The following is a 23,046-nucleotide window of genomic DNA, read 5'->3' as shown; positions in this document are numbered from 1 at the left end:
CGTGCACGGGGTCGACGGATCGGCCCCCGACGGTTCGAGGACTGAGCGCCGGCCGCGGCCGGCGGCCGAGCTGACCCGAGGAGGGGCCGTCGGCTCCGGAGCCGACTGTCCGTAGACCGCCGGTCGTCGGAGCGCAGGATCAGCCATATCCCTCGCAGCCAAACGCCCGGTCCCTGTGCCCGACACTCGCCGTCAGCGATTTCCGTTCACGGTCGTCCGGGTGGAACGATCGCGGCGAGTTGTTTCTCCATTCGCGTAGCAGGTCGTCGAGAAGGATCTCCCGACAACGGGCGCTAGCGATCCGCGTGCAGATCGACGGCGGGCGAGCGCACACCGTGCGACGGTGCACACAGCGGGTGACCCATGACGAATGCGCCCCCGCATTCGTCATGGAATTGTGAAGGATGCGGGCCACGCAGCGCTCTACCGTGTCTTCTCGTGAAGACTCCCGACGGTGGGACTCCACGACCGGACCGGGGGGCGACGGTGAAGGTGATCCTCGGCTTGTCGGCGGTCGCGGCCGTCGTGTGGGGGGCGGCCCCGTGGGTGTCGATGCGACGACACGGCACGATCGACCAGCGCACACTGCAGGAGATCCGCGACGAGGCGCCGCAGCTACCCGCTCCTCGCCGCCCCAAGGATCCTCGGTGCACCCAGCCGTCGGCACCGTCCTGGAACGTCGGGGATATCGGTTCGCCGACAGTTCTCTCGACCACATCGGACGGTTCGGACGGAGATCCGGAATTGTTGGACAACGACGAGCGGCGAGCGGCGATCCCGCGGCCTCGTGAAGCAGACGGTATTCCTCGGCGTCGTTCTCCTCGCCGCCGATGAGTGGCGGATCAGAGCCCGGCCGAGGAATCGAAGCGGGTCGCTCTTTTCGGGCCGACGCCACAGGGCCTTGTTCGGAAGCCACATCGATGCTCCCCCGACGAAGTCACACCGGGTGGGGGCGTCGCTCCAGGTCCTCGATGTCCGAGCGCGGCGCTGGCAAGGCCGGTGCCGGCGCGGGCGCCGCGAGTCCGAGCATTGCGTCGTAGCGCCGAGCCACGACGTCCCGCCCGTAGCTACGGAGGAAGTACGCGCGGGCCGGGCCGGCCATCGCGTGGGAACGCTCCGGACTCAGGGAGGCCATCAACGCCGGCCACGCGGTGAGATCGTCCTCGACGTACAGCCCACTGGCCGACGCCTCCGAGGCCGGCAGGCCCTCCGCGGCGATCGAGGTGGCAAGGACCGGCACCCCGCGAGCGAGGGCCTCCAGCACCTTGATTTTGAGCCCGCTCCCGAAGCGCAGGGGCGCTAGGAGGGCGGTCGTCGAGCCGAGAACGTCCGAGAGGTCCTCGACGAACCCCTCCAGCCGCACGAGCCCGGGGTGGCGCGTCGCGAGCGCCCGGAGCGACGGACTCGGGTTCTTGCCGATGACCCGGATGCGGATCGCGGGCTCGAGCGCACTCAGCACCGGCCCCAGTTTCTGGAGGAAGTGACAGATCGCGTCGTCGTTGTGCGGGATGTCCAGCTTCCCGAGGAAGACGAACTGGGCCGGGGCCACCGGCGAGCGCCCGCCCGGCCTCATCTCGGGCAGGAGCGGCGGCAGGACGTGGACGGAGTCGACACCCGTCCGCACTCGGAGCTGGTCGACCTCACGCGGATTGACCAACAGGCTGACGTCGAAGTCGTTGACGATGGCCTCCTCGCGGGCCTTGATGCGGGCGCCCTCGAACCGCAGCAGCGGGCGGTAGACACCGGGGCGTCGCGCCAGGGGCCGCAGTCGCGCCGGCACGTTGGTGGCGAAGCCTCCCAACGGGTCCATGTGCAGGTCGCCGCGCCGGGCGACGTCGAGCATGCGCGCATACCGGATCGAGAAGAGATCGTCCATGTAGAGCACGCGTCGGCCGGCCGGTGATCGTGCCGGGGCGTGCTGGGCCATGCGGAGCGTGTCGTAGACCTCGAGCGAGGGCCGGATCTCCGCGACCAGGGCGGCCACCTGTTCCCGGAGACGGCGCCCGCCGAGCATCGCCTCCTGGATGGTGTAGCTCCGGTCGCGGACGCAATGCGCGAGACCGCCGATCTGCCGCAGGGCCGGGGGCCGTTCGAGTCGGTGGATCACACCGGGGAACGGCGGGAGCGCGTCGGACGTGCCGGTCACGACGGCGTAATGCACCCGGTCCTCGCCGAGCCGATCGACGAGATGTTCCAGAATACTGTTGATCATGACGCGCTTGCCGTTGTCGAGAGGCACCGGCGGCGACGAACTGAGGATGAAAGCGGTGTCGGCGATTCGATTGCTCGACGCCACCGGCCGGTCGCGGAGAGTAGACAGGACCGCCACGAGCATTGCCCCCTCGGTCAACTCCGACCACTCGATCGGGTGTGCGACGCAGCACATTACGCAGGGAGCAGCGTCGAGCAAGAGATTCTTCGGCGGCGTCGATCGAACGGAGCAATGATCATATCGATTCGACCGCTGATCGAATCGCTCCGAGCGCTGATCGAATCGCTCCGGGTGTTGATCGAATCGCTCCGGGTGTTGATCGAATGACTCAGGGCGTTGATCGAATCAGGTCGGCGGGCCGAACCAGAGACCACGGAGATAGGCGACGTGCTCAAGAACCTGAGCTCGCCGGTTCCGCAGCAGACACAGCGGGATGCGCGCGGCCAGACCGACCGACAGGAAGACGCGCATGGCATTCGTCCGGGACGTCGTGTTGTACCGGAGGAGATAGCGCGTCATCGACGCACCCCGGTATCGCAGCATCCTCGGTCGGCCCTCCCCGGAGCCGGTGCCCAGGTGCTGCATGCAGATGTCGGTCCGGAGTCGCAGACGAAGCCCGGCCTCCCGGACGCGGCGCCCGAACTCCACGTCGTCGCTGTAGACGAAGTAGCTCTCGTCGAACCCACCGAGCTCCCGGAAGATACGCACGGGCACGGCGGTGCAGGAGCCGGACATCCACTCCGGTTGCAGCGGCTGCCCGGGGACCGGCCGGGCGTACAGGCCGGCGGTCGGAAACAGTTTGTGCAGGCCGGCGGCGTGCACGAACGCCCGCAACGGAGTCGGCTCCCACCCGCCGCTCAGCTCCGCGCGACCGTCCGGTTCGACCGTCATCACCTCGACCGCCGCGAGCCCCGGGTCCTGCTCGAGGTCCCGGACGAGGCTGTCGATCTGGTCGATCGCCGGTGAGGTGTCGGGGTCCACGAGGACGACGTAGTCGTAGGTCGAGGACAGGACACCGAGGTTGGCGCCGCTCGGGTAGCCGCGACCCGGTCCGGTCAGATAGCGCGCCGACGGGCGGTTCTCGATCAGCTCGCCCATTCCGTCCGCACCCTGAGCGTTGTCGACGATCACGATGGGAAGATCCACCGGGAGACGCTCGAACATCGACTCGACCAGTGGGCGGCTGTGATACGTGACCACGACGAGCTCGTAGTTCCACCGACGCTTCTCGTGGATCGCCGTCGCGAGATCTCCGGACAACTCCTCCACCGAAGCACCCCCCACCCGAAGTGGCGTCGAACGTTAGCAGCTCGACCACACGCCGACGAGACCTCCGCTGATTGACTCTGGCGCCATGCCCGGTGATCGTGAATTGTGGACGTGGCCCAGGTGGGCGCCGGATGATCGAAAGGAGGGCATCGGCTGCCATGAGTGATGACGAAGTCGCGGAGCGTGGCGCGTCGTCCTCGCAGGCAAGTCGTCGCCGTCCGCGGATCATTCTCGGCGGCGTCGTCGCCGCACTTCTCGTGATCGCCGGGGTCGTCGTGGCGACGACCACGAACGGGATGCGGGACGAACGCCCGCAGGCCATGAACGCCTCGGCGGCGCGGCCGCCGGCTCCGCCGTCGTTCATCGGCAGGAACGGGACGCAACTCGTCCTCGAGGGCAAGCCCTACCGTTTCACGGGCTTCAATTCCTACGTGATGCTGGGCTGCGGGGACCCCGACGAGAAGCTGACGCCGGAGGCCCGCGACGCGTTCTTCGCCGGTCTGCAGCCGCTCAGCGTGGTCCGGGTGTTCATGCTGCCCGGGACCTCGACGGCGGACACGGACGCCCTGGTCGCCGCGGCGGCGGCGCACGATGTCCGACTCGTCGTCGCCCTGACCGACGACCACGCGAACTGCGGGGACACCAAGAAGGACGAGGCCTTCTACGCGGGCGGCTATCGCGGCGCCTACCTCGACTGGGTCCGCACGATCGTCCCGCGGTACCGCGACAGCGTCACGATCGGCATGTGGGAGCTCGTCAACGAGCCCGGGACCAGGAACATCGACGTCCTGCGGGCCTTCTTCGACGACGCCGGCGGGCTGGTGCACCAGCTCGATCCGAACCACCTGCTCAGCGCGGGCACCTCGTTGCCCGACGGGCTCGGCGGCGCCGACGGCTTCCTCCGGCTGATGTCCAGTCCCGCGATCGACGTCGTGAGCATGCACGAGTACGACTCGGTCTCCGACGTGTCGCCCCACCTCGACGACGTGCTCGACGTCGCGAAGGACGTGGGCAAGCCGATCCTCGTCGGGGAGTGGGGTCTCGACGCGGGCGGTGACCAGGCTCGGGCCGCGAGCGGCGGCACGTGCCTCAGCGTGGACGGAAGGGCCGCGGTCGCTCGGGACAAGATCGCGGCCTACCTGAAGGTGCCGGAGGTGGCCGGATTGCTCTACTGGTCGTACACGGCCAGGGGGATCAACCCGACGACACCGGACTGCTCCTACAGCACCACCGAGAGCGACCCGCTGTTCAGTTCGATCCACGACGTGCGCATCCCGTCAACCCAGGGCTAGGCACCGGCCCTCCGCGGGGTGGGCCACGTGCCGGAAAGGACACGGTCCGACATGGTCGTATCGCGCTTCGACTTCGTGATCGTCGGCGGCGGCTCCGCCGGCTGCGTGCTGGCCAACCGCCTGAGCGCCGATCCGGACGTCACCGTCCTGATGCTCGAGGCCGGACGACGGGATCATTGGTGGGACCTCCTCGTGGAGTCGCCGGCGGCGATGACCTACGTCGTCGGCAGCCGGAGCCACGACTGGCGGATGGTCGGTGAGCCGGAGAGCGGACTCGACGACCGGGTCATCGACCACCCCGCGGGACGGGTCGTCGGTGGTTCCAGCAGCATCAACGGAGCCGTCTACACCCGCGGTCACCCCACGGACTTCGACCTGTGGGCCGAGGAGTCGGGCTCGTCGACCTGGGACTGGGCGCACTGTCAGCCGTACTTCCGACGCCTGGAGAAGCTCGACGACCCTGCCGCCGATCCCGGCCGCGGCCGCACGGGTCCGTTGGACCTGCAGCGTGGGCCCGCGAAGGGGCCGCTGTTCGACGCCTTCCTCGCGGCGGCCCGGCAGGCGGGGTACCAGCAGGTCCGCGATCTCAACAGCGCGCCCGAGGGCTTCGGGCCCTTCGAACGGACGACACGGCGCGGTCGCCGGGTCTCGGCCGCCAAGGCCTATCTGGCGCCGGTACGCCGCCGCCCGAACCTGGAGGTGCGCACCGGGTCACCGGTCGACGCGGTGCTGGTAGAGGGCAACCGCGCCACCGGAGTCCGGGTCCGCCCCGACGACGGAGCCGCCTACGACGTCCGGGCGGGCGAGGTCATCCTCGCGGCCGGAGCGCTCCGGACGCCGCAGATCCTCCAGCTGTCCGGGATCGGGGACTCGGCCGAGCTGCGTGAGGTCGGCATCGAGCCCGTGCACTCCCTGCCCGGCGTCGGTCGCGGCCTCCAGGACCACATGGGGCTCTTCGTTCAGCACCGCTGCTCCCAGCCGGTGTCGATGAAGACCATGCGGGACAAGTACCGGTGGCCGCTGTACGCCATGCAGTGGCTCGCGTTCGGCACCGGTGCGGTCTCGTCCACCCAGGTGGAGGCGGGCGGGTTCGTCCGCACCGACCCCGCGCTCACGCGCCCCGACGTACTGATCGACTTCGCGCCGCTGGCCCTGAACATCGACCCGAACTCGCACGCCGACGACCACGGCTACCAGGTGCACATGATGGCGACGTGGTGCGGGTTCCGCGGGTCGGTCACCCTGCGGTCGAGCGATCCGGGGGACCCGCCGCGAGTGCAGTACGGCTACCTGCAGAGCGAGGCCGAACGCGCGTGGTGGCCGCGTGCGCTCGAGGTCGTCCGGGAGCTCTTCGCGCAGGACGCGTTCAGCCCCTACGACGCGGGCGAGTCGGTGCCCGGCCCGGGCGTGAAGTCCGAGGCCGAGGTGCTCGAGTGGGTGCGCCGCGCCGCGTGCTCCGGAGAGCACTCGGTGGGCACCTGTCGCATGGGCGCTGACGACTCCACCGTCGTGGACCCCGCGTCCTTAAGGGTGCACGGCATGGACGGGCTCCGGGTCGTGGACGCCTCGGTGATGCCGAGCATCACCACCGCGAACACCTACGCCCCGACGCTGATGATCGCCGAGAAGGCGGCCGACCTGATCGCGGGACGGACACCGCTGCCCGCGCTCGCGCAGGGCCGGACGACCGCCTGAGGAGTCAGCCGTAGAGCCTCCGGACGAACCCGAGGGACTCGTCGTCGGTGTCCACGAAGGCCCGCAGCGGCAGGCGGGCCATCGCTGCACGCGCCGCCGCGTGGGACTCCCGGGTCAGTCCGGAAGCCCAGGCGTGCAGCGATTCCTCGAACGGCTCCTCGAGGAGCACCCCCACGCCGCGCGTCGCGAGCCAGTCCCCCGTCGCCACCCCGGCCTGCCCGAGCGGGACGCATCCGAAGGTGCCCGCCTCGTAGAGACGCGTCGCGAGCGCCCAGTCCGAGTTCGTCCCGCTGTTGTAGAGGTCGAGCCCCCAGCAGAAGTGCACGTCCGCGTAGATCGCGGCCAGGTCGGTCGCCCGGTCGTACGGACCGAGGAACACCATGCCGGGGGTCGCCGCGACGGTGGCGTGCAGCCGGTCGACCAGTTCGGGGATCGGTTGCCCGCGCAGCACCACCTCGACGTGCCCCGGGAAGGCGCGGCACACCCCGGCGAGCAGCTCGAGGCTGCGGGCGCACCGCATCTGACTGAACCAGCCGATCCGCCAGGGCGGTCCGTCCCACAGCCGGAAGGCGTTCCGGTCGGCGTGCAGGCGCGCGAGGAGGCCGGGATCGAGCTCCGCGGCCAGGACCTTGTTCTCCTGGACCACCACGGGCGGCAGCGGACGGCCGAGCGTGGAGAAGTACTCGGAGACGTACGCGGGTGAGCTGGTGACGAGGAGCTGGGTGCGGGCCAGGAGGCGCGCCTCCACGCCCCGCAGCGCGCGGGCCGAGAGCGAGCTCCCGATCTGCGCCCGGTGCACGTCGAGGGCCTCGTAGATGAGCCGACCCCCCGGGGCATGGCGCGCGCGGAAACCATCGGCGAGGACGAGCGCCTCGAAGCTGCGGGCCAGGACCACCGAGGCGGGCCCGACCGTACGCGCCCACCTCCCCTGCCGCAGCCGCGTCGTCACCAGGTCGACCGCCCGCCGCCGCAGGTTCCCGTCCGCGTTGCGGCCCAGGTCGACGACGGGGGCACCGGCGATCTCGGTCACCGGCTCGCTGCTGCGGCGGAAGCCGACGACGACGAGGTCGTTCACGCCGCCGCGCCGCAGCATGCGGACCCGCCGGTGCACTGCGGGGTCGTTGACGTTGTAGACGACGTAGACCAGCCGACCGACGGCGGTGGTCCTGCGGGGCACGGGGACGAGGACGGTCGGAGCGTCGAGTGCCGCGGGCACGTCGGCGGCCTCGGGTGCCCCGCCGTCGGCGAGCCGGCGTGCCTCCCGGTTCAGCCGGAGCCACCAGAACGGCGAGACCACGGCGTAGGCGAGCGCGAAGCCGACGAGCGCACCGCGGGCGCCGTCCACGACGGCGCCGCTCACCCCGAGGACGAAGGCCAGCGGGGACTGGATCGCGTTGAGCCGGAACGTGACCGGCACGCGGTCCATCGCGCGGAGCATCATCGCGGGGCCGGAGCCGATGTTCTGGACGACCTGCTGGACGACCGCGACACCGAGAACCGCAGCCACCCCGTCCCACGTGTCCCCGAGCAGACTGCGACCCACGGAGTCAGGCAGCACGAGGAACAGCAGCCCCCACACCGCGGACGCACCACCGACCACGACGAACACGCCGATCGCACCCAACGTCCACTGCCGCACGGAGAGCCGGTGCCGACGTCGGGCGAACTCCGGGGTCACGAAGCTGACGGTGGCGGTGAACAGCAGGTTCATCACGCCGAGCAGCACCTGGCTGCCGCGGAGCACAGCGATCACCTGCAGCGAGGTGACCGCGGTGATCACCAGCATGGCGCCCTGCATCGCACCCTGCTGCGTGCCGAACTCGGCGATCATCAACCGGACCAGGTCGCGGTGGTCGTGCAGCCACCGTCGGGCAGCCGACGGGCGGGGCCGGGCGCGGCTCTGCCACCTCCCCAGTACCGCCGCCCCGAGCGCGGCGCCACCCCAGGCGAGCACCAGGGGCGGCGCCGTGTCCACCTGCTCGCCGAGGAGCAGGAGGGCGACCGCGCCGACCTGCAGGACCGCCCAGACCGAGTCGTTGAGCGTGGCCGCTGCGGCCCGGCCCTCCGCGAAGAACACCTGGCGCCACGCGTCCTGCACGAGCAGTCCCGGGAGGACCACCCCCAGGGCCACCAGCGAGGGCCCCACCACGCCGCCCAGCAGGAGACCCACCGCCAGGGACCCGGTCCCGGCGGCGAACCCGAAGCACAGCGCCGACCCCAGCGCCCCGCCCGCCGCGGTGTCGAACTCGTCGCGGCCCGCGCCACTGAAGCGGATCAGCATCGGTGAGGTCGTCATGTTCCGGCTCAGCCCGACGACGACGCTGAAGACGGTGAACGCGACCGCGAACCCACCGAAGTCGAGCTCGCCCACCGAGCGCGCGACCACGACCGACAGCGCCGCGTTCGTCACCGAGGAGATGGCCTGGTCGACGAGGTTCCAGAAGGCGCGTCCGACGAGGGCCCGGGACGGCCCCGAGGGCCTCCGGAGACGGAGGGCGGCCATCAGGCGCCCTGCTCGGCTGGCGCCTCGTCACGCGGGGTCGGTGGCCGCGCCTCCAGCGGCGGCTCGACCCGCGGGACCCACAGCGAGACGAAGATGACGGCGTTGAGGAGCAGCGCCGTCGTCGTGAGTCCGGGCTGGACGGTCCAGAGCGACAGGAGGAGGGCGACCGCGATCGACACGCTGGGCGACCGGACGTAGCAGGCGAGGAGGAAGGCCGCGAGGACCGCGCCGCCGAGGAGCCCGTAGTCGAAGAAGATCTTGACGGGCGTGGGCACGAGGAGGCCGCCGATCCCGGTGCTCGTCGCCAGCACCTGGGACGACCCGGGGCCGTCCCCGACGAGCATCACCCCGGTCTGGGCCACCCACCGGGGCCAGAGCACGTCGTAGGGAAGGATCGCGCGCAGCGAGGTGGAGGAGTTCGGGTCCGAGAACTCGGTGGACCGTCCGAGGAGGGACTGCCCGAAGGACGTCGCGAGGACGGCCCCGACGAGGACCACCACCGGCGCGACGTACCGCCGCAGCACCATGCGGCGCCGATACAGGGCCAGCACGAACACACCGACGGCGACCAGCAGGATGCCCGAGCCCGCGGCCGTCGAGGCGATCCCCGCGACCAGGAGCACGGTCCGCCAGATCGACCGCCGCAGCAGGACACTCGCCAGGAGTGCGATGCCCAGCTGGAACGACGTGAACGACGGCTCCAGCCCGATCCAGGCGTTCGCGCGGAACAGCGTCGACCCGTACGAGTAGGGATAGGTGTTGTTGAAGTCGGTCAGCAGCAGAGTGGACGGCAGCACGTCGGCGAGCACGTCGCGGTAGGGCACGCCGAGCAGCTGGGTGCCGGTCATCGCCAGGCACCCCACGGCGAGCCAGCACCCGATCGTCTCGGCGCCCCGCAGCATCCGGGTGTAGGTCGCAACACTCCGGTCGCGCACGCGGAGCGCGAACGGCAGGGACGTCACCACCACCAACGCCCACGAGGGGATGCTGATCAACGGTCCGGCGACGACGAGGGGTTGGAGCAGGAGCATCAGCCCGGTGGCGCCACACGCCAGCGCCCACCAGATCAGCCGGGTCGCGTCGATCTCGACGACGCGTCGCCGGTGCGCGAGGACGGCCCACCCGAGAGTGACCGGCAGGAGCAGCGCGATCGGCAGCCCCGGGACGGCCAGCCGCTGCAGCAGGACGTCGAGCAGGAAGAGCCCGATCACCCACCGGCTCGTCGTCGCTCGCCCCGGGGCCGGCCTGCCCTCCCCGCGGTCGAGGAGAGGGGACGGGAGCGACCGGAGGGTCACGCCGTCGACCCCTTCTCGGTGGTGGCAGCGGCCGCGGCGTCACCCCTCGGCGTCTCGGGGGCGTCTTCCTGCTTCCCGTCGTTGTCGCTGCCGTCGGTGTCGCTGCCGTCGTCGTCGTGGTTGCCGTCGTCCGTGCCGCTCGTCGGCTCTGGGCCGGGGCGTTCGTCGACACCGGTAGCCGACGTGCCGGCGGCAGCACGGCCGACGCCGGCGGCAGCGACGGCGACGGCAACCGACGTCAGGGGGATCCAGCCCCGGGAACGGGGCGAGACCTCGGCCGTGGTGTCCGACGGGACCCCGGCCTCCTCCCGGGTGGCGGTCTGGACCGGGACCACGGCCTGCGTCGGCGTGGGGTCCGCCGGGGGCCCGGCGGCCGCCTTGCCCGGGGAGGGCGGTTTCGCCGGGGGCCGGGTCGGTGGGTGTGACGGGGGCCCGGTGCGTACGAGTCCACCGCTCGGGGGCCCCGTGCGGACGGGCCCGTTCGTCGGGGCGCCCATCCGGAGAGGTGGCGGGGTCGGGCGCCCGACCTGAGGCGTGCGTGCCGTGACCTGGGGGCCCTCGTCGTCCGCCGCCGCCCGGCCCGGGGCCCTGACCACGGTGCCGAGGAGCCGCGCCCCCACCTGGTCCAGCAGCCGCACCGCAGCCTGAAGGTCGTCCTTCCGCGTCGATCCGCGGCCCGCGACGAGGACGGTTCCATCGGTGCGCGACGCCAGGTCGGCGGCGCTCGGGTCGCCGAGCAGCGGAGCCGTGTCGAGCACGACCACGTCGTACTCCGTGCGCGCCGCCCCCAGCAGATCCGCGACGCGGGGCGAGCCGAGCAGGTCGCCGGAGTCGGCATCGACGATGCCGGCGGAGAGCACCGAGAGCCCGGCGACGGTGCAGGGGCGCGCCGCCTCGCGCAGGGGCTTGGCACCCGACAGCACCGTGGTGAGTCCGGTCCTCGTGTCGAGTCCGAGGTGGTGGGAGATGCTCGGGTGCTGGAGGTCCGCCTCGACGAGCAGCACCCGGGAGCCGGCGTGCGCCAGGGCCACCGCGATGTTCACCCCGACCAGCCCGCTGCCGCTCCCGGTCGACGCGCCGCACACCGCGACCAGGCGGGGAGGTCGGTCACCGGCGGCGGCGCGCAGCATCGTGCGGACCCGGCGGAACTCCGTCCCGGAGGCGGAGGACGGGATCTCGCCGAGCACGGGACGGCCGGTCAGGGCGACCACGTCCTCCGACGTCCGCACCTTCGGATCGGCCCGGCCGCGCAGCGCGGCCGCCGCCACCCCCAGCGCGACCGCGACGACGGCGCCGATCACGAGGGTCAGCACCGACGGCCACGTCGCTTCGACGGGCACCCCGGCGGGCTGGACGACCGTGGCCGTCACGGCGGGCGCGGTGTTCGGGGCTGGAGGGGGGTTGAGCCGTCCGAAGAGCTGGATGAACGAGGTGGCCACGGCGTTCGCGGCCGCCGCCGTCTGCGTGGGGTCGGAGAGCTGCACCCCGACCGTGAGGACCGCCGAGTTCGGCTGCGTGGTGACCGTGATGCGCTTCGCGAACTGGTCCGGGCTCTCGTCGAGTCCGAGCTGCCCGACGACGGACGTCGTCACGACGTCGTTGGTCACCAACGGCGCGTAACCGGCGACCCGCTCGGACGCGTTCGCGGTGGGATCCGAGGTCGTGAAGAAGAGGTCGACCTTCGCCTCGTAGGACGGCGGCATCAAGATCGCGATGGCCCCCACGACGATCATTCCGAGTACGGCGACCGCGACACCGATCCGCCACCGTCGAAGAACGACTCGGAGAAACTCTCCAAGGGTCACGATTCCCCCATCATCCGACCCCGACCGACCCGGAAACGATCGAAAAGGTGATCGCCCGACGCTGATGGTCCCCCAGCACCACGCTGAATGCCAGACACTTCGCGCTGTGTCAGGCCGGTCGCGGTGCGTCGTCCAGTGCGCCCCTCTGCGCACGTCAGCGGCTCGCAGACCCGCTCGCCGTCGCGATGTGTCGGACCTGCTCCTCGCCATTCATGGGTGTGCTGATGAACGACAGCGAGATGATCTCGACGTCTCCACGCCGAAGCGGGCAGGCGTTCTGATCTCCATCCGAAGTCTCTCGTGGAACACGACAGAACTGCAGAGCGGTCGGTGCGGGTGGGCCGGGTGGCCGCGGTTCCGTGCGGGGTCGGCCCGTCCCCCGCGCCCTCACTTCGGCACCACGCCGACGCGGTTGCAGTGACGGTGTCCGGTCTCTGCCGCCTCGAGCCTTCAGTACTTCGTTTGCGGACGAGCGGCCGCCGGTCACCGCGGCGACCGCGTGCTGCTGCTCGTTCCCGACGCGGTCGCCGCCGTTGCGGCAGCGCCCTCCCACCTGTCGGATATCAATGGCGAATCCACTCAGTCCCCTCACCCCAGGCCTCGAGCATCCTCGGAGTGATCAGTGTTGAGGGGACGGGAGTGTCGTCGGGCAGGTCGGCCGCTTTGGCCAGGCCGACGACAGACAGGATCTCCTTCCCGAGAACGTCGATGCCGTCCTCGAAGAACCGCGGGTCGTTCTCGCGCACGGTCGCCACGAAGTGACGGAGCGTCTCCTTCTGCTCGGGCGTGCGCTCGGCGAGGAGCAGCTCGAGACCGATCTTGATGACGATGTCCGTGACGATGCCCTCGCCGTCGATGTCGAGGGGCGGACGCAGGTCGGCAACGGTGAAGGGTCGGGAGTCGAGGTCGTAGATGACGGCCGAGAACTCCGCACAGAAGAACTCGTCGTCGGAGGACCAGACCTGGCCGGCGCGAATCGCGCTGCGTACCACCGCATCGGCGCCGGCCTCACCGATCTTGTACTCGTCCCGCATCGCGTGGAGGGCAGCCGCCACCAGGACGATCGACGCCACACCGAAACGGGTCTTGCGGCTCTCCGGATAACTGTCGAGTCGCGTCAGGGCTGCGTCCCGGTCGACTCCTGGCGGCGGGACGAGCCGATAGATCTCCTGGCCCTTCGACCAGAAGTGGGAGAAGGGCTCGTAGGTGAGCCCAGTGACCGCGACGGGCCACGCGGGCTCGATGCCCGTGGGGAACGCGCTGATGATCGTGTTCTTGCCCCCTGCGATACCGCTGTGTGAGAACCCACCGGGTGAGCGATCGAGATCCACGATCATCTGCGCCAACGCGCTGTGTGGATTCTTCGTCACCAGCAGGATGTCGCCGCGTTCGACATCGTCTATCGCAATCGTCCCCATGTGCCTACTCTCTCCTCGTCATCACGCTTCGTGAAGTCACTGGGGGGTTAATGCCCGAGATGGCGCAACTGGAGCCTCCGTGCGTCGGCGTTCTCGGCGCTTCCCGCGTTCGAACGAGCACGTTGGGTAGCCGATTGCTGGGCACGCTCCTCGCGCACGTCGCCCTCTCCCCCGGCCGCCCGGTCGCCGTAGACGCCCTCGTCGACGGCCTCTGGGGCGAACGCCTCCCCCAACGCCCGACCGCCGCGCTGCAGGTCCAGGTCACCCGCCTGCGCAAGATCCTCGGCCCCGATCTCCCGCTGGTGTCCCGGCACGGCGGCTACGTGCTGGAGGTCGCCGACGACGAGGTGGACCTCCGCCGTTTCCACCGCCTCAGCGCGGCCGCTCGGACAGCAGACGACCCCGACGAGACCGTCGAGATCGCGACGGCTGCCCTCGCCCTGTGGGACGAGCCCTTCGCCGGCTGTGTCCCGGGCGCGCGGCTCGAGATGGCGCGCGTCGAGGCCCACGAGCGGTTCCTGCGCCTGCTCGAGGCCCACGCCACCGCCCTGCTCAAACGGGACGCGCCTTCGGACGCGGCGGCTGCGGCCGACGCGCTCCTGCCACACCTCCCCGCCCACCGCGACCGGGAGGGACTCGTCGCGCTTGCCATGACCGCGCTGCACCGCCTCGGACGCACCGTCGACGCCCTTGCGGTCTACGCCGAGACCCGCCGCGTGCTGCGGACCGAGCACGGCGTCGACCCCGGCGCGCCCCTGCGCGAGCTCGAGCAGCTCCTGCTCGCCGCCCCCCGACGCAGCCCGACCCGCGAGCAACCCGTCGTCGGGAGGGAGGACCTCCTCGCCGCGATCCGCGGGCGGCTCGACGATCCCGACCGCGGCTGGCTGCTGATCGTCACCGGGGAGGCGGGGATCGGGAAGACGTCGCTGCTGCGCGCGGCGCGGGCCGAGGCCCGGCTGCGCGGTGCGGCGGTGGGCGCGGGGACCTGGGACGAGGTCGGCAGCCCGCTCGCCGCATGGACGGAGGGGTTCCGCGGGCTCGGCGTCGTGCCACCCGCTCCCGGCGAGCCCGAGCTCGGGCGGACCATCCGACGTGTTCTGGCGGCCCGCGCCGACGACGTCCCGCTGCTGCTCACGCTCGACGACGCCCACCGCGCCGACTCGGCCTCGCGCGGCGCGCTCCTCGCACTCGCCCGGCTCGGTCTCCCGCCCGGTGTCGTGCTGCTGGCCGCCGCCCGCGAGCCCGACGCCGTCGCCCACCCCGCCTGGGAGGACACCCGCGCCGACCTCGTCCGGCACCCCGGCGTCGCGGAACTTCCCGTCGGCGCCCTCGACGCCCGCGCGGTCGCCGCGCTCCTCGCTCTGCGCCATGCTCCTCCCGACGCCGGATCGGTGCCGGACCTGCTCGCCCGCTCCGCCGGCGTCCCGCTGCACCTCGTGGCCCTGCTCGACCTGGGACCGGGCACTGCCGGACGGGTCCCCGACCGACTCCGCCCCCTCCTCGCCCACCAGCTCGGCCAGCTGCCCGCGCCCTGCCGCGAGGTCCTCGAGGCGCTCGCCGTGCTCGCCCCGATCGACGTCGACGCGCTCGCGACGACGCTGGAGACGACGCCGCGTGCCGTCATCGCCGCGCTGCGCCCCGCGGTGGACCTCGGCCTCGTCGTTCCCGACGACGGGTCGTACGTGTTGCGCCACGAACTCCTGGCCGTGGCGGCCCGCGAGCGCGTCCCAGAACCGGAACGCGCGCTGCTGCACCGCACCCGCCTCGACACGCTGCCCGACGACGTCGACCCCTTCGAACGGCTGCGCCATGCCGTCGGGGCGGGCGCCCTCGTGCCCGCTGCGGTCGTGTCCGACGCCCGCCTCGACGCCGCCCGGACCGCCCGTCGTCGCGGCGCCTTCCTCGAGGCCCTCGCCCTGCTCGACCAGGCGGATACCGCCTCGGCCCCGGCTGAGGTCGCGGTGCTCCGCGGCGTGGTCCTCGAGGCGCTCGGGCGCACCCCCGAGGCCGATGACGTGCTCGACGTCGTGGCCGCTGACCGGTCCGTCGCGCCGGACCTGCGGGCCGACGCCGCGGTCGGCGTCGACGCCCTCGGCATGTCGATCGCCGGCCGACCCCGACGGCTGGCGCGGCTCCAGCAGGTGCGTGGCCTCGAACTCGACGACCGGCAGCGGGTCCGCACCCTCCGCGCGCTGATCGAGGAGCAGCTCCAACTGCTCGGTGACGCCGAGGCCGACGCGATGCCCGAGCTCCTCGCGCTCGCCGCCCGTCGTCCGGATGACCCCCGGCTGCAGGCCCAGGTCGCGCTGCTGCGGGTGAACCAACTCGCCGACGAGCCCGTGCCCGTGGCCGACCGCCTGCGCCACGCCCGCCGCGCGTGTGACCTCGGGGCCCGCAGCGACGACACCGAGCTGGAGCTCGAGGCGGAGGAGCTCCTCGTCGCCGCGCTGATCGCTGCCGGTCAGGTCGACGAGGCGGACCGACAGCGCACCGCGCTGGGCGTCGCGGCCGAGCGACTTCGTCACGCCCGGGGCTTGTGGGCGTGCCTGCTCATCGAGGCGTCCACGCAGCTGGCTCGCGGCGAGGTCGAGCTGGCCATGGCGACGGCCGACGCTGCCCGCGACCGCGGGGCCGATCTCGGCATCCCCGACGCCCTCGGCGCGTACGGCGTCCACCTCGCGTCCCACCACCTGCTCGCGGGCACCATGCCCTCGCTCGGTGGCCTGCCCGCGATGGCCGCCGGCTTCTACCCGCACGTCGCGGCGTGGGCCTCGGTCGCGGCGGTCGACGCCGTCCAGGGCGGCGACCGGGACGCCGCAGAAGCGCACCTCGCCGAGTGGCACCGCCGCCGACGGGGACGTCCGTACCGCCTCTTCGACCGCCCAGGACTCTGTCTTGCGGCAGCCGCCGCGTTCGCGCTGGACGACGCGGCGTCGGCCCGGGAGGTCCTGGTCGGGATGCCGGCGGACCCGGGTGCGGTGGTCGTCGTCGGGGTCGGCGCCGGCATCCTCGGCCCGCTCGAGACCTACCGCGGCCTGGCCCTGCTCGCCCTCGACTCGCCCGAGGAGGCTCACCGGTCGTTCACCGCCGCAGCCTCAATGGCGGACCGTCTGGGGTGGCGGCCCTGGGCCGACGCCGCGAGTCGACTCACCCGCTTCGTCGCGGACGGCACGTCGGCGCTCCCCTTCGGACTGCGCCGCCTCTGACCGGTCACCACCACACGGAAGCGCCCGCCGCTTTCACAGCGGTTACAGCACCTCAGCATGCCAGCAATGTGTCGTTGAGTGCGGTCAACGCCTGCAGCGCCACTTCGTCGACCGAGTCATGTCGGGGGCCTCGCGGATTCCGAGGACAGCGGAGGTCCTCGGGCGCCGCTGCGATCAACCAGACGCCGTCCAGGAGGGACCTCTGCAAACGCGACCTCGGCCTCATCGTCGCCCACTACCGTCACGGCATGACCGGACCGATGGCCGAGCTCGCGGCTCGCGTTGCGGAGTTCGAGGCGGACCGCGTCGACCATCGCGCCGTTCTGGCAGCGGTCAATACGCTCGGGGCGAACCAGCGCGACCTCATTGGGCGCGCCGGAGGCGTCGAGGACAGGCTCGCATCTGTCGAGGATCGAACCCTCGCCGTCGAAGCCACCGTGGTGGACAGCAACGGCGGGGTCTGTTTCCCCCGAGGAGTCGGTCGCCGAGATGAAGGACCTGCTTTTCCGCGCCCTCGCCCGATGATCAGCTGGGCGCATTCGCCGACTCTGGCGGTCTGTGTGCGGTGGGCAGCTGTTGAGAACGAAGAACACATCGAACACCACGTCGCCTCGCCCAGCGACGAGCTCCGCGAGTACCACGGACCGCCTCAGGCTCGACCGAGGCGGTCCAGTGCCTCGCGGAAATTCATGGTCACCCATGCTGCCGCAGCGTCGACCTCGTCAGCCCGACCGTGTTCCTCGTCATCGTCGCGCACCGCGGCTCGCGCACTCTCCGGCATCGACAGGCCGTCGGCTTCGGTACGATGGCTGACGTCCGCGTCGCCGTCGGCCGAACTGGAGTCCGCTACCGTCCAAAGTTGCCGGTTGCGGCGCCACGTTAGTATCACCGGTGAGCAGTTAGTATCACCGGTGAGCAATCGCCACCGTGTCAGCGTGAGCGCCGCGGACGGGCGAGCAGCGGCGGGCCGGTCCACGCGCGGCGACTCGCGCGCGTGGACCGGTAGACGTCAACCGACCGAGAGGTCCCCGCGGGTGACGGTGCCGGTCACCGTCCGCCCGCCGACGGTGACGGTGACCGTGTCGCTCCCCCGGACTCCGGGCCGCGCTCCGTCGACCACCGTGGTGCTGAACGGGACGAGCCCGGCGCGGGACACCGCGGTGCCCTTGATCGTGGCCGTGTTCCCGGAGCGGGTCACCGACGTGATCGATCGACAGACGGCGCGCTCGGTACCGGCGCTGACCGCGCACGAGCCCGACCCGCCGGTCGCGGTGCCGCGCACGTCGATCGAGGCGCGATACCCGGACCCGAACTGCACGTCTCCGCGGACGGACGTCGAGGTCGGCGTGGGCGTCGGGGTCGACGAGGTCGTCGAGTAGGTGATGGTCACCGAGCCACCGCCGGTGTTGGTGGTCGTCGCAGACCCGCCGCTCGGCACGAGGTTGCTCCCTCCACCGCCACCGCCGCCGCCGGTCTCGTTCGCGAAGCCGCCGGCGCCGCCGCCCTCGACCCCGCCGCCACCACCGCCCGGACCACCCGCGCCGTAGCTCGGCTCGCCGGCACCCGGCAACGCGGCGCCGGGCGCCTCCGCGCCGTTCGGGGACCCGCTCGATGCGGCCTTCCCACCAGGGGCCGTCCCCTGACCACGACCGGGGGCGCCGTCGGTGCCTGCGGCACCGCCCGCTCCCCCGCCGCCGGCCGGACCCGACGTGGGCGCCGAGTCGCCCTCGTAGCCGCCTCCGCCGCCGCCTCCGCCGCCCCCCGCGCCGACGACCAGGTTCTGGGCCGTGTCGTCCCGCAGGACGGCCGACGAGCCGCCGCCCGCACCGCCCGCACCGCCGTTGTCCGAGGTGCCCACCACCGTTGCTCCGTCGCCACCGCCGCCGCCGGTGCCGGCGCCTGCTCCGCCGTCGCCGCCGCCGTTCCCCGAGTCGGTGCCGTTGGCTCCGAGGGGTCCGGGCACGATGCGCAGAGTCACGCCCGCCACGCCGGTCAACGACCCGGTGACCACTCCCCCGGAGCCGCCGGCACCTCCGGCACGACCGGTCCCACCGGCGCCGCCCCGACCACCCGCGCCGCCCTTGACCACGACGGAGACGGCGGTCGCTCCCGCGGGCACCGCGAGGGTCTGCTGGCCACCGGACGCGAGGTAGGTGCACGTGACGGTGGTGCCGGTCTGCGTGCACTGCGACGGCAGAACAGGTGCTGCGGACGCAACGGTCGGCAGGAGGAGCAGGGCGGCGGCGACTCCGGCGGCGCCCAGCCCGGTGCGTGTGGTGGTGCGATGGAACGACGACATGGCGAACTCCCGTGGGATAGGTACGTCGAAGGCGTGCGGGGCGTGTGCGGTCGCCGGGCACGCACGCCTCGGACGAGTCCACCGCTGTTCATCGGGCGGGGCGGAACGAAAACCGATCTCGGAGCCGAGCGCGTGCGCGGGTGTATTCGTCCGAGCAGGCTCTCGCGCTACTGGATCTCCGGAGAAATTGTCCTCCGGTGACGGACGATTCCGATGGATGATCGACGATCGGGAATATCGTGATGAATCGGATACTTGTGATCACAGGTGGATGAGACGGACGGGATTCAGGCCGTTCCGTGCTTCTGCTCGTTCGGCGGGCAGTCGTGGTCGGTCGACCCGTCCTTCTTCGACATCTCGTCGAGTTCCTCGAGTCGGTCGTCCAACCAGTCCAACGCCTTCTGGATGTTCTCCTGGACATCGAACGGCTCGGGTTCGGGCGCGTTCTCCGGTGCGGGCGGCGACGTCGGCTGCGGCTGGTCGGTCTTTGGGGGGTTCGTCGGGGTCGGGGGTTGCGGGCCGCCCTGCACGATGACGCCGTGGCGCGCCAGACACTGCCGCAGTGCCGCGAGGGCCGCGTTCTGCTGTTGCGCCAGTGCGTCGGCCTGCGCGTCGAACGCCGTGACCTCGGCGTTGTACTGCTCGACCTCGGCGTTGTAGACGTTCGGGTCGGCCGCGTGCGGCTGGGCAGGCGCCGCCGCGTTGTGCGCGGCGATGCGCGTTCTGACGGCGTCCAGCGTCGACTGCTCGGGCTGGCAGGGAGCTCCGGACGGCATCGGAGCCGCCCACGCGGCCGGCGCGAGGGCACCGCCCACTCCGATCACCGCAACGACGGTCGCCCCGACGACGACGGCCCGAATCCGGTCGCCTGGAAAGCGCAGGGTCATGGTGTCCGCCTTTCTCGTGGATGGATGTCACGCCTGGAGACGACGCCGACGGTAGAAAGGTGGGGTCGATGTGGAGGCAGTTCTCCTGCGAATCGGATCGAGACGGCACAGGAGCCGCCACGTGCCGATGACGCATCCGGCGGTCAGGACCCCGAGCATGGTGAGATCGAGGAGCCATGCACCTGTCGTGTGCTCCCACAGGGGATCCACGGAGGGGTAGAAGGTGTCCGGCCCGGTCGGCAGACCGATCGTGGCGGCACCGGCCGCAAAGCCCCAGCGAGCAGGCACCAGCCAGGCGAGCTCGGCGAGGACCGGTCGGTCTCCGATCTGGACGAGGGCGCCGGACAGGACGAACTGCAGCATCGCGAGCAGGACGAGCAGCGGCATGCCGCGGTCGGCGTTGTCGATGAGCGCGGAGGCGAGGAGTCCGAGCGTCACGCTGGCCACCGACACCGCAACCAGCGCGATCACCACCTCAGTGGTGGAGGATCCGAGCAGGACCGCCGCATCCGGTGCAGGTCGACCGGCGGTGCCGACGACTCCGAGCACCACCGCCTGGAGGCCGACGATCGTTCCCAGCACGACGAGCTTCGAGATCAGGTACGCGCCGCGTGTCAGTCCGATCGCCCGTTCCCGCCGGTAGATCTCGCGCTCCTTCACCAGTTCCCGGATCGCGGCGGCGGTGCCCATCAACGTCGCTCCGACCACCAGCACCAACCAGACCGTGTTCGGGGCGCCGCGGACGCCCTGCATCTGGCGAGCGATCGAGAGCCCGCTGTCGCCTGGCAGTGCGTGTGCGAGCAGGCTCAGCACCAGGGGCAGTACTGCCGTGAACGCCAGGTACTGCCGGTCGGCGGCGATCACCGCGAGATACCGACGGCAGAGCACCGAGACCTGTCGGGCCGGCGACAGCGCGGCCGCAGGCACGGCGGGCACGGCGGTCGGCCGCGACGGCAGGGGGTACTCCCCCGACCAGACGTACTGCGCCCAGAGCCGTGACCGCCGGAAGCGGCCGGACCAGTCGTCGTGCGGACGCTCCTGCAGGGCGAGGAAGACGTCAGCGAGGTCGGTGCACCCGAAGTGGGTCGGCGCCTCCGCCGGCGGTCCGAAATACGCCACCTTGCCGCCGGGGGCGAGCAGGAGGAGCCGGTCGCACTGGTCCAGGTTGGCGACGCTGTGGGTGACGACGACGACCGTGCGGCCGTCGTCGGCGAGTCCGCGCAGCGTCCGCATCACCGACTTGTCCAGACCCGGATCCAGTCCGGAGGTCGGTTCGTCCAGGAAGAGCAGGGAGGGCCGGGTGAGCAGCTCGAGCGCGACCGACGTCCGCTTGCGCTGCCCGCCCGAGAGGCTGCGGATGGTCCGGCCCGCCTGCTCGACGAGATCGAGCTCGGCGATCACCTCCGCCACCCGCCTCGCCCGCTCCATGCGCGACACGTCGGCGGGGAAGCGCAGCTCGGCGGCGTAGTCGAGAGCCCGCCGCACCGTGAGCTGCGGATGCAGGATGTCGTCCTGCGGGACCAGCCCGATCCGCGCCCGCAGTTCCTCGTAGTCGGCGTAGAGATCACGGCCCGCATACTCGACGCGACCCTCGTCGGCCGGGCGGAATCCGGTGAGGGCGCGGAGCAGGGTCGACTTCCCCGCGCCGCTCGGTCCGACCACGGCGAGCAGCGACCGCGGTGCGAGGGAGAACCCGACGTCGTCGAGCAGGGGGACGCCGACGCCCGTCCGGACCGTGAGTCCCGCGGCTCGGAAGCCGACCGATCCGACGTCGAGCCGCTCGACCAACCGGTCGTCCTCGAGATGGAGCAGTACGTGTCCGATCGCGACCACGTCGCCGGGCCCGATCGCCCGGGTGCGCACCCGCCGCCCGTTGACGAAGGTCCCGTTCGCCGAGCCGAGATCGACGAGGAGCCAGCGATCGCCACGACGAAGGAGCTCGGCGTGGCGCCGTGATGCCAGGAGATCCTCGACCACCACGTCGTTGCGCTCGTCGCGTCCGATCGAGATCCGCGCGGTACGAGCCCGCACGTCGTGCACCGCCGAGATCCGGCCCTGTCGGCAGACCGGGTCCGCGCTCGGAAGCGGTCGGGGTCGAAGGTCCACGATGCCGGGGCGAGAGGACCGGGCCACGGTCCGGGATGCAGACGGGTTCAACACGGGTCCTCCTGGCGGTGCGAACGGATCACACGCGGGGACCCGCACCGTCCCGCGAAGGTTGGGGACGCCCTGCCCCCAACCTTCCGCCGGTCCCGCTGGTCGTCCTGAGCAGTGACGAGAGGACCGCCATGCACCGCACCTTCCGGAGATCGGCCGACCCGATCCTCGACGCCCTCCGTCGGTTCGACCCGCGCTGGCTCCCGTCCTCGCTGCGGACGCCGCCACGCCGGCTGTCCGTCGTGAACCCACCTGACCGACCCGATCCCGCATCCGAGGGAGGTGCGACGCGATGAGCGTCGTCGACCTGAGAGTCGTCCCCCGCCCGCGCGCCGACTGGCTCGCCGTCTCGCTGCGCCGTTTCGACTCCCGGTGGACACCGTCGCTCGGGACCCGAGCGGTCGACGAGAGGTACCGGACCGGGCTCCAGCGCATATCGGCCGACGACGCGCGAGTACGGCTCACCGCCCTCCTCCGCACCTACCGCGCGGAGCGGGGCCGTCTGCACGCCGTCGCCCGCCAGCTCCTCGGCGCCCACGCCGACCTCGCGGAGGACCTCGTGCAGGAGGTCATGCGCAAGGTGTGTCAGAACCCGCCCACCATGCGGGAGCCGGGCAAGGAGGCTCCGTTCCTGTTCCAGGCGGTCCGGAACGAGGCCGTCACCGTCGGCACCCGAGCCGGCCGCGAGCGTCATCGACGTGGTCCGGACGACCAGGCCGTCGCCCGACTCGCCGATCGTGCCGCGGGCGTCGAGGACCCGGTCGTGTTCCACCTCGTTCTCACGCGGGCGCTCGCGGCCCTCTCCCCCCGCGAACGGGCGCTGGTCGAACTGGTCGACGTCCGGGGCATGACGATCAAGGACGCTGCCGCCGAGCTCGGTATCGCGCTCGGCACCGCCAAGAACTACCGCTTCGTGGCCCTGCGGCGCCTTCGGGCCGATCCGGACCTCGCCGATCTGCACCACGCGGCGTAGCCGTGGTGACCGGCTCCGACACCACGGTCGGACAC

At 71.8% G+C, this 23,046-nt stretch carries 13 protein-coding genes; 4 read left to right on the top strand and 9 right to left on the bottom strand.

The features are described 5' to 3' along the window. Window positions 1-937 precede the first annotated feature (937 nt). Both BJ983_RS03150 and BJ983_RS03145 read right to left on the bottom strand, forming a co-directional pair. The gene (locus BJ983_RS03150) at window positions 938-2,335 is read right to left on the bottom strand and encodes a glycosyltransferase (protein ID WP_179792473.1); all 1,398 of its coding nucleotides are present in this window, start codon (window positions 2,333-2,335) and stop codon (window positions 938-940) included. Between the two features lie 222 nt (window positions 2,336-2,557). Next, window positions 2,558-3,481, bottom strand: coding sequence for a glycosyltransferase (locus BJ983_RS03145; protein ID WP_179792472.1), 924 nt, complete (start codon window positions 3,479-3,481; stop codon window positions 2,558-2,560). Window positions 3,482-3,639: 158 nt separating this feature from the next. Between BJ983_RS03145 and BJ983_RS03140 the strand changes: the two genes are divergently transcribed. Both BJ983_RS03140 and BJ983_RS03135 read left to right on the top strand, forming a co-directional pair. Continuing rightward, window positions 3,640-4,773, top strand: coding sequence for a cellulase family glycosylhydrolase (locus BJ983_RS03140; protein WP_179792471.1), 1,134 nt, complete (start codon window positions 3,640-3,642; stop codon window positions 4,771-4,773). A gap of 51 nt (window positions 4,774-4,824) precedes the next feature. Beyond that, window positions 4,825-6,468 carry a choline dehydrogenase gene (locus tag BJ983_RS03135; protein ID WP_179792470.1) on the top strand — a complete coding sequence of 548 codons (1,644 nt, stop codon included), beginning with the start codon at window positions 4,825-4,827 and terminating at the stop codon, window positions 6,466-6,468. Between the two features lie 4 nt (window positions 6,469-6,472). Here BJ983_RS03135 and BJ983_RS03130 read toward each other — a convergent pair whose 3' ends face one another. From BJ983_RS03130 to BJ983_RS03115, 4 genes are all read right to left on the bottom strand, one after another. Continuing rightward, on the bottom strand, window positions 6,473-8,971 hold the full coding sequence (locus BJ983_RS03130; RefSeq protein WP_179792469.1) for an MATE family efflux transporter: 2,499 nt from the start codon (window positions 8,969-8,971) through the stop codon (window positions 6,473-6,475). Continuing rightward, window positions 8,971-10,182, bottom strand: coding sequence for a hypothetical protein (locus tag BJ983_RS03125; RefSeq protein WP_179792468.1), 1,212 nt, complete (start codon window positions 10,180-10,182; stop codon window positions 8,971-8,973). Before BJ983_RS03125 ends, BJ983_RS03130 begins: the two co-directional genes overlap by 1 nt. Window positions 10,183-10,262: 80 nt before the next feature. After that, window positions 10,263-11,999 carry a tyrosine-protein kinase domain-containing protein gene (locus BJ983_RS03120; protein ID WP_179792467.1) on the bottom strand — a complete coding sequence of 579 codons (1,737 nt, stop codon included), beginning with the start codon at window positions 11,997-11,999 and terminating at the stop codon, window positions 10,263-10,265. 635 nt (window positions 12,000-12,634) lie between these two features. Next, window positions 12,635-13,489 carry a hypothetical protein gene (locus BJ983_RS03115; protein ID WP_179792466.1) on the bottom strand — a complete coding sequence of 285 codons (855 nt, stop codon included), beginning with the start codon at window positions 13,487-13,489 and terminating at the stop codon, window positions 12,635-12,637. Window positions 13,490-13,611: 122 nt separating this feature from the next. On the opposite strand from BJ983_RS03115, the gene BJ983_RS03110 reads away from it, so the two are divergent. After that, window positions 13,612-16,695, top strand: coding sequence for an ATP-binding protein (locus tag BJ983_RS03110; RefSeq protein ID WP_179792465.1), 3,084 nt, complete (start codon window positions 13,612-13,614; stop codon window positions 16,693-16,695). Window positions 16,696-17,704: 1,009 nt separating this feature from the next. Here BJ983_RS03110 and BJ983_RS03105 read toward each other — a convergent pair. The 3 genes from BJ983_RS03105 to BJ983_RS03095 all read right to left on the bottom strand — a co-directional run bounded on the left by BJ983_RS03105 (window position 17,705) and on the right by BJ983_RS03095 (window position 21,912). After that, complete coding sequence (locus BJ983_RS03105) at window positions 17,705-18,994, bottom strand: hypothetical protein (protein WP_179791914.1); 1,290 nt, start codon at window positions 18,992-18,994, stop codon at window positions 17,705-17,707. Window positions 18,995-19,281: 287 nt separating this feature from the next. Further along, window positions 19,282-19,818: a hypothetical protein gene (locus BJ983_RS03100; RefSeq protein ID WP_179792464.1), complete on the bottom strand. Its 537-nt coding sequence runs from the start codon at window positions 19,816-19,818 to the stop codon at window positions 19,282-19,284. Window positions 19,819-19,908: 90 nt separating this feature from the next. Then, a complete protein-coding gene (locus tag BJ983_RS03095; RefSeq protein ID WP_343053666.1) occupies window positions 19,909-21,912 on the bottom strand; it encodes an ATP-binding cassette domain-containing protein in 2,004 nt (667 codons plus the stop codon). A gap of 418 nt (window positions 21,913-22,330) precedes the next feature. On the opposite strand from BJ983_RS03095, the gene BJ983_RS03090 reads away from it, so the two are divergent. After that, a complete protein-coding gene (locus tag BJ983_RS03090; protein WP_179792462.1) occupies window positions 22,331-23,011 on the top strand; it encodes an RNA polymerase sigma factor in 681 nt (226 codons plus the stop codon). The last annotated feature ends 35 nt before the right edge of the window (window positions 23,012-23,046 follow it).

It is taken from the genome of Actinomycetospora corticicola, assembly GCF_013409505.1.
In the GTDB taxonomy this organism is placed as follows: domain Bacteria; phylum Actinomycetota; class Actinomycetes; order Mycobacteriales; family Pseudonocardiaceae; genus Actinomycetospora; species Actinomycetospora corticicola.
Note: the sequence above shows the minus strand (reverse complement) of the source record. Positions and strands in the feature narration are given on the sequence as shown.

Excerpts from the sequence above, each read along its gene's own strand:
- BJ983_RS03140 (WP_179792471.1), top strand. The coding sequence starts at position 3,640 with ATGAGTGATGACGAAGTCGCGGAGCGTGGCGCGTCGTCCTCGCAGGCA.
- BJ983_RS03105 (WP_179791914.1), bottom strand. The coding sequence starts at position 18,994 with ATGTCGTCGTTCCATCGCACCACCACACGCACCGGGCTGGGCGCCGCC.
- BJ983_RS03135 (WP_179792470.1), top strand. The coding sequence starts at position 4,825 with ATGGTCGTATCGCGCTTCGACTTCGTGATCGTCGGCGGCGGCTCCGCC.
- BJ983_RS03115 (WP_179792466.1), bottom strand. The coding sequence starts at position 13,489 with ATGGGGACGATTGCGATAGACGATGTCGAACGCGGCGACATCCTGCTG.
- BJ983_RS03130 (WP_179792469.1), bottom strand. The coding sequence starts at position 8,971 with ATGGCCGCCCTCCGTCTCCGGAGGCCCTCGGGGCCGTCCCGGGCCCTC.
- BJ983_RS03090 (WP_179792462.1), top strand. The coding sequence starts at position 22,331 with ATGAGCGTCGTCGACCTGAGAGTCGTCCCCCGCCCGCGCGCCGACTGG.
- BJ983_RS03120 (WP_179792467.1), bottom strand. The coding sequence starts at position 11,999 with ATGATCGTCGTGGGGGCCATCGCGATCTTGATGCCGCCGTCCTACGAG.
- BJ983_RS03150 (WP_179792473.1), bottom strand. The coding sequence starts at position 2,335 with ATGCTCGTGGCGGTCCTGTCTACTCTCCGCGACCGGCCGGTGGCGTCG.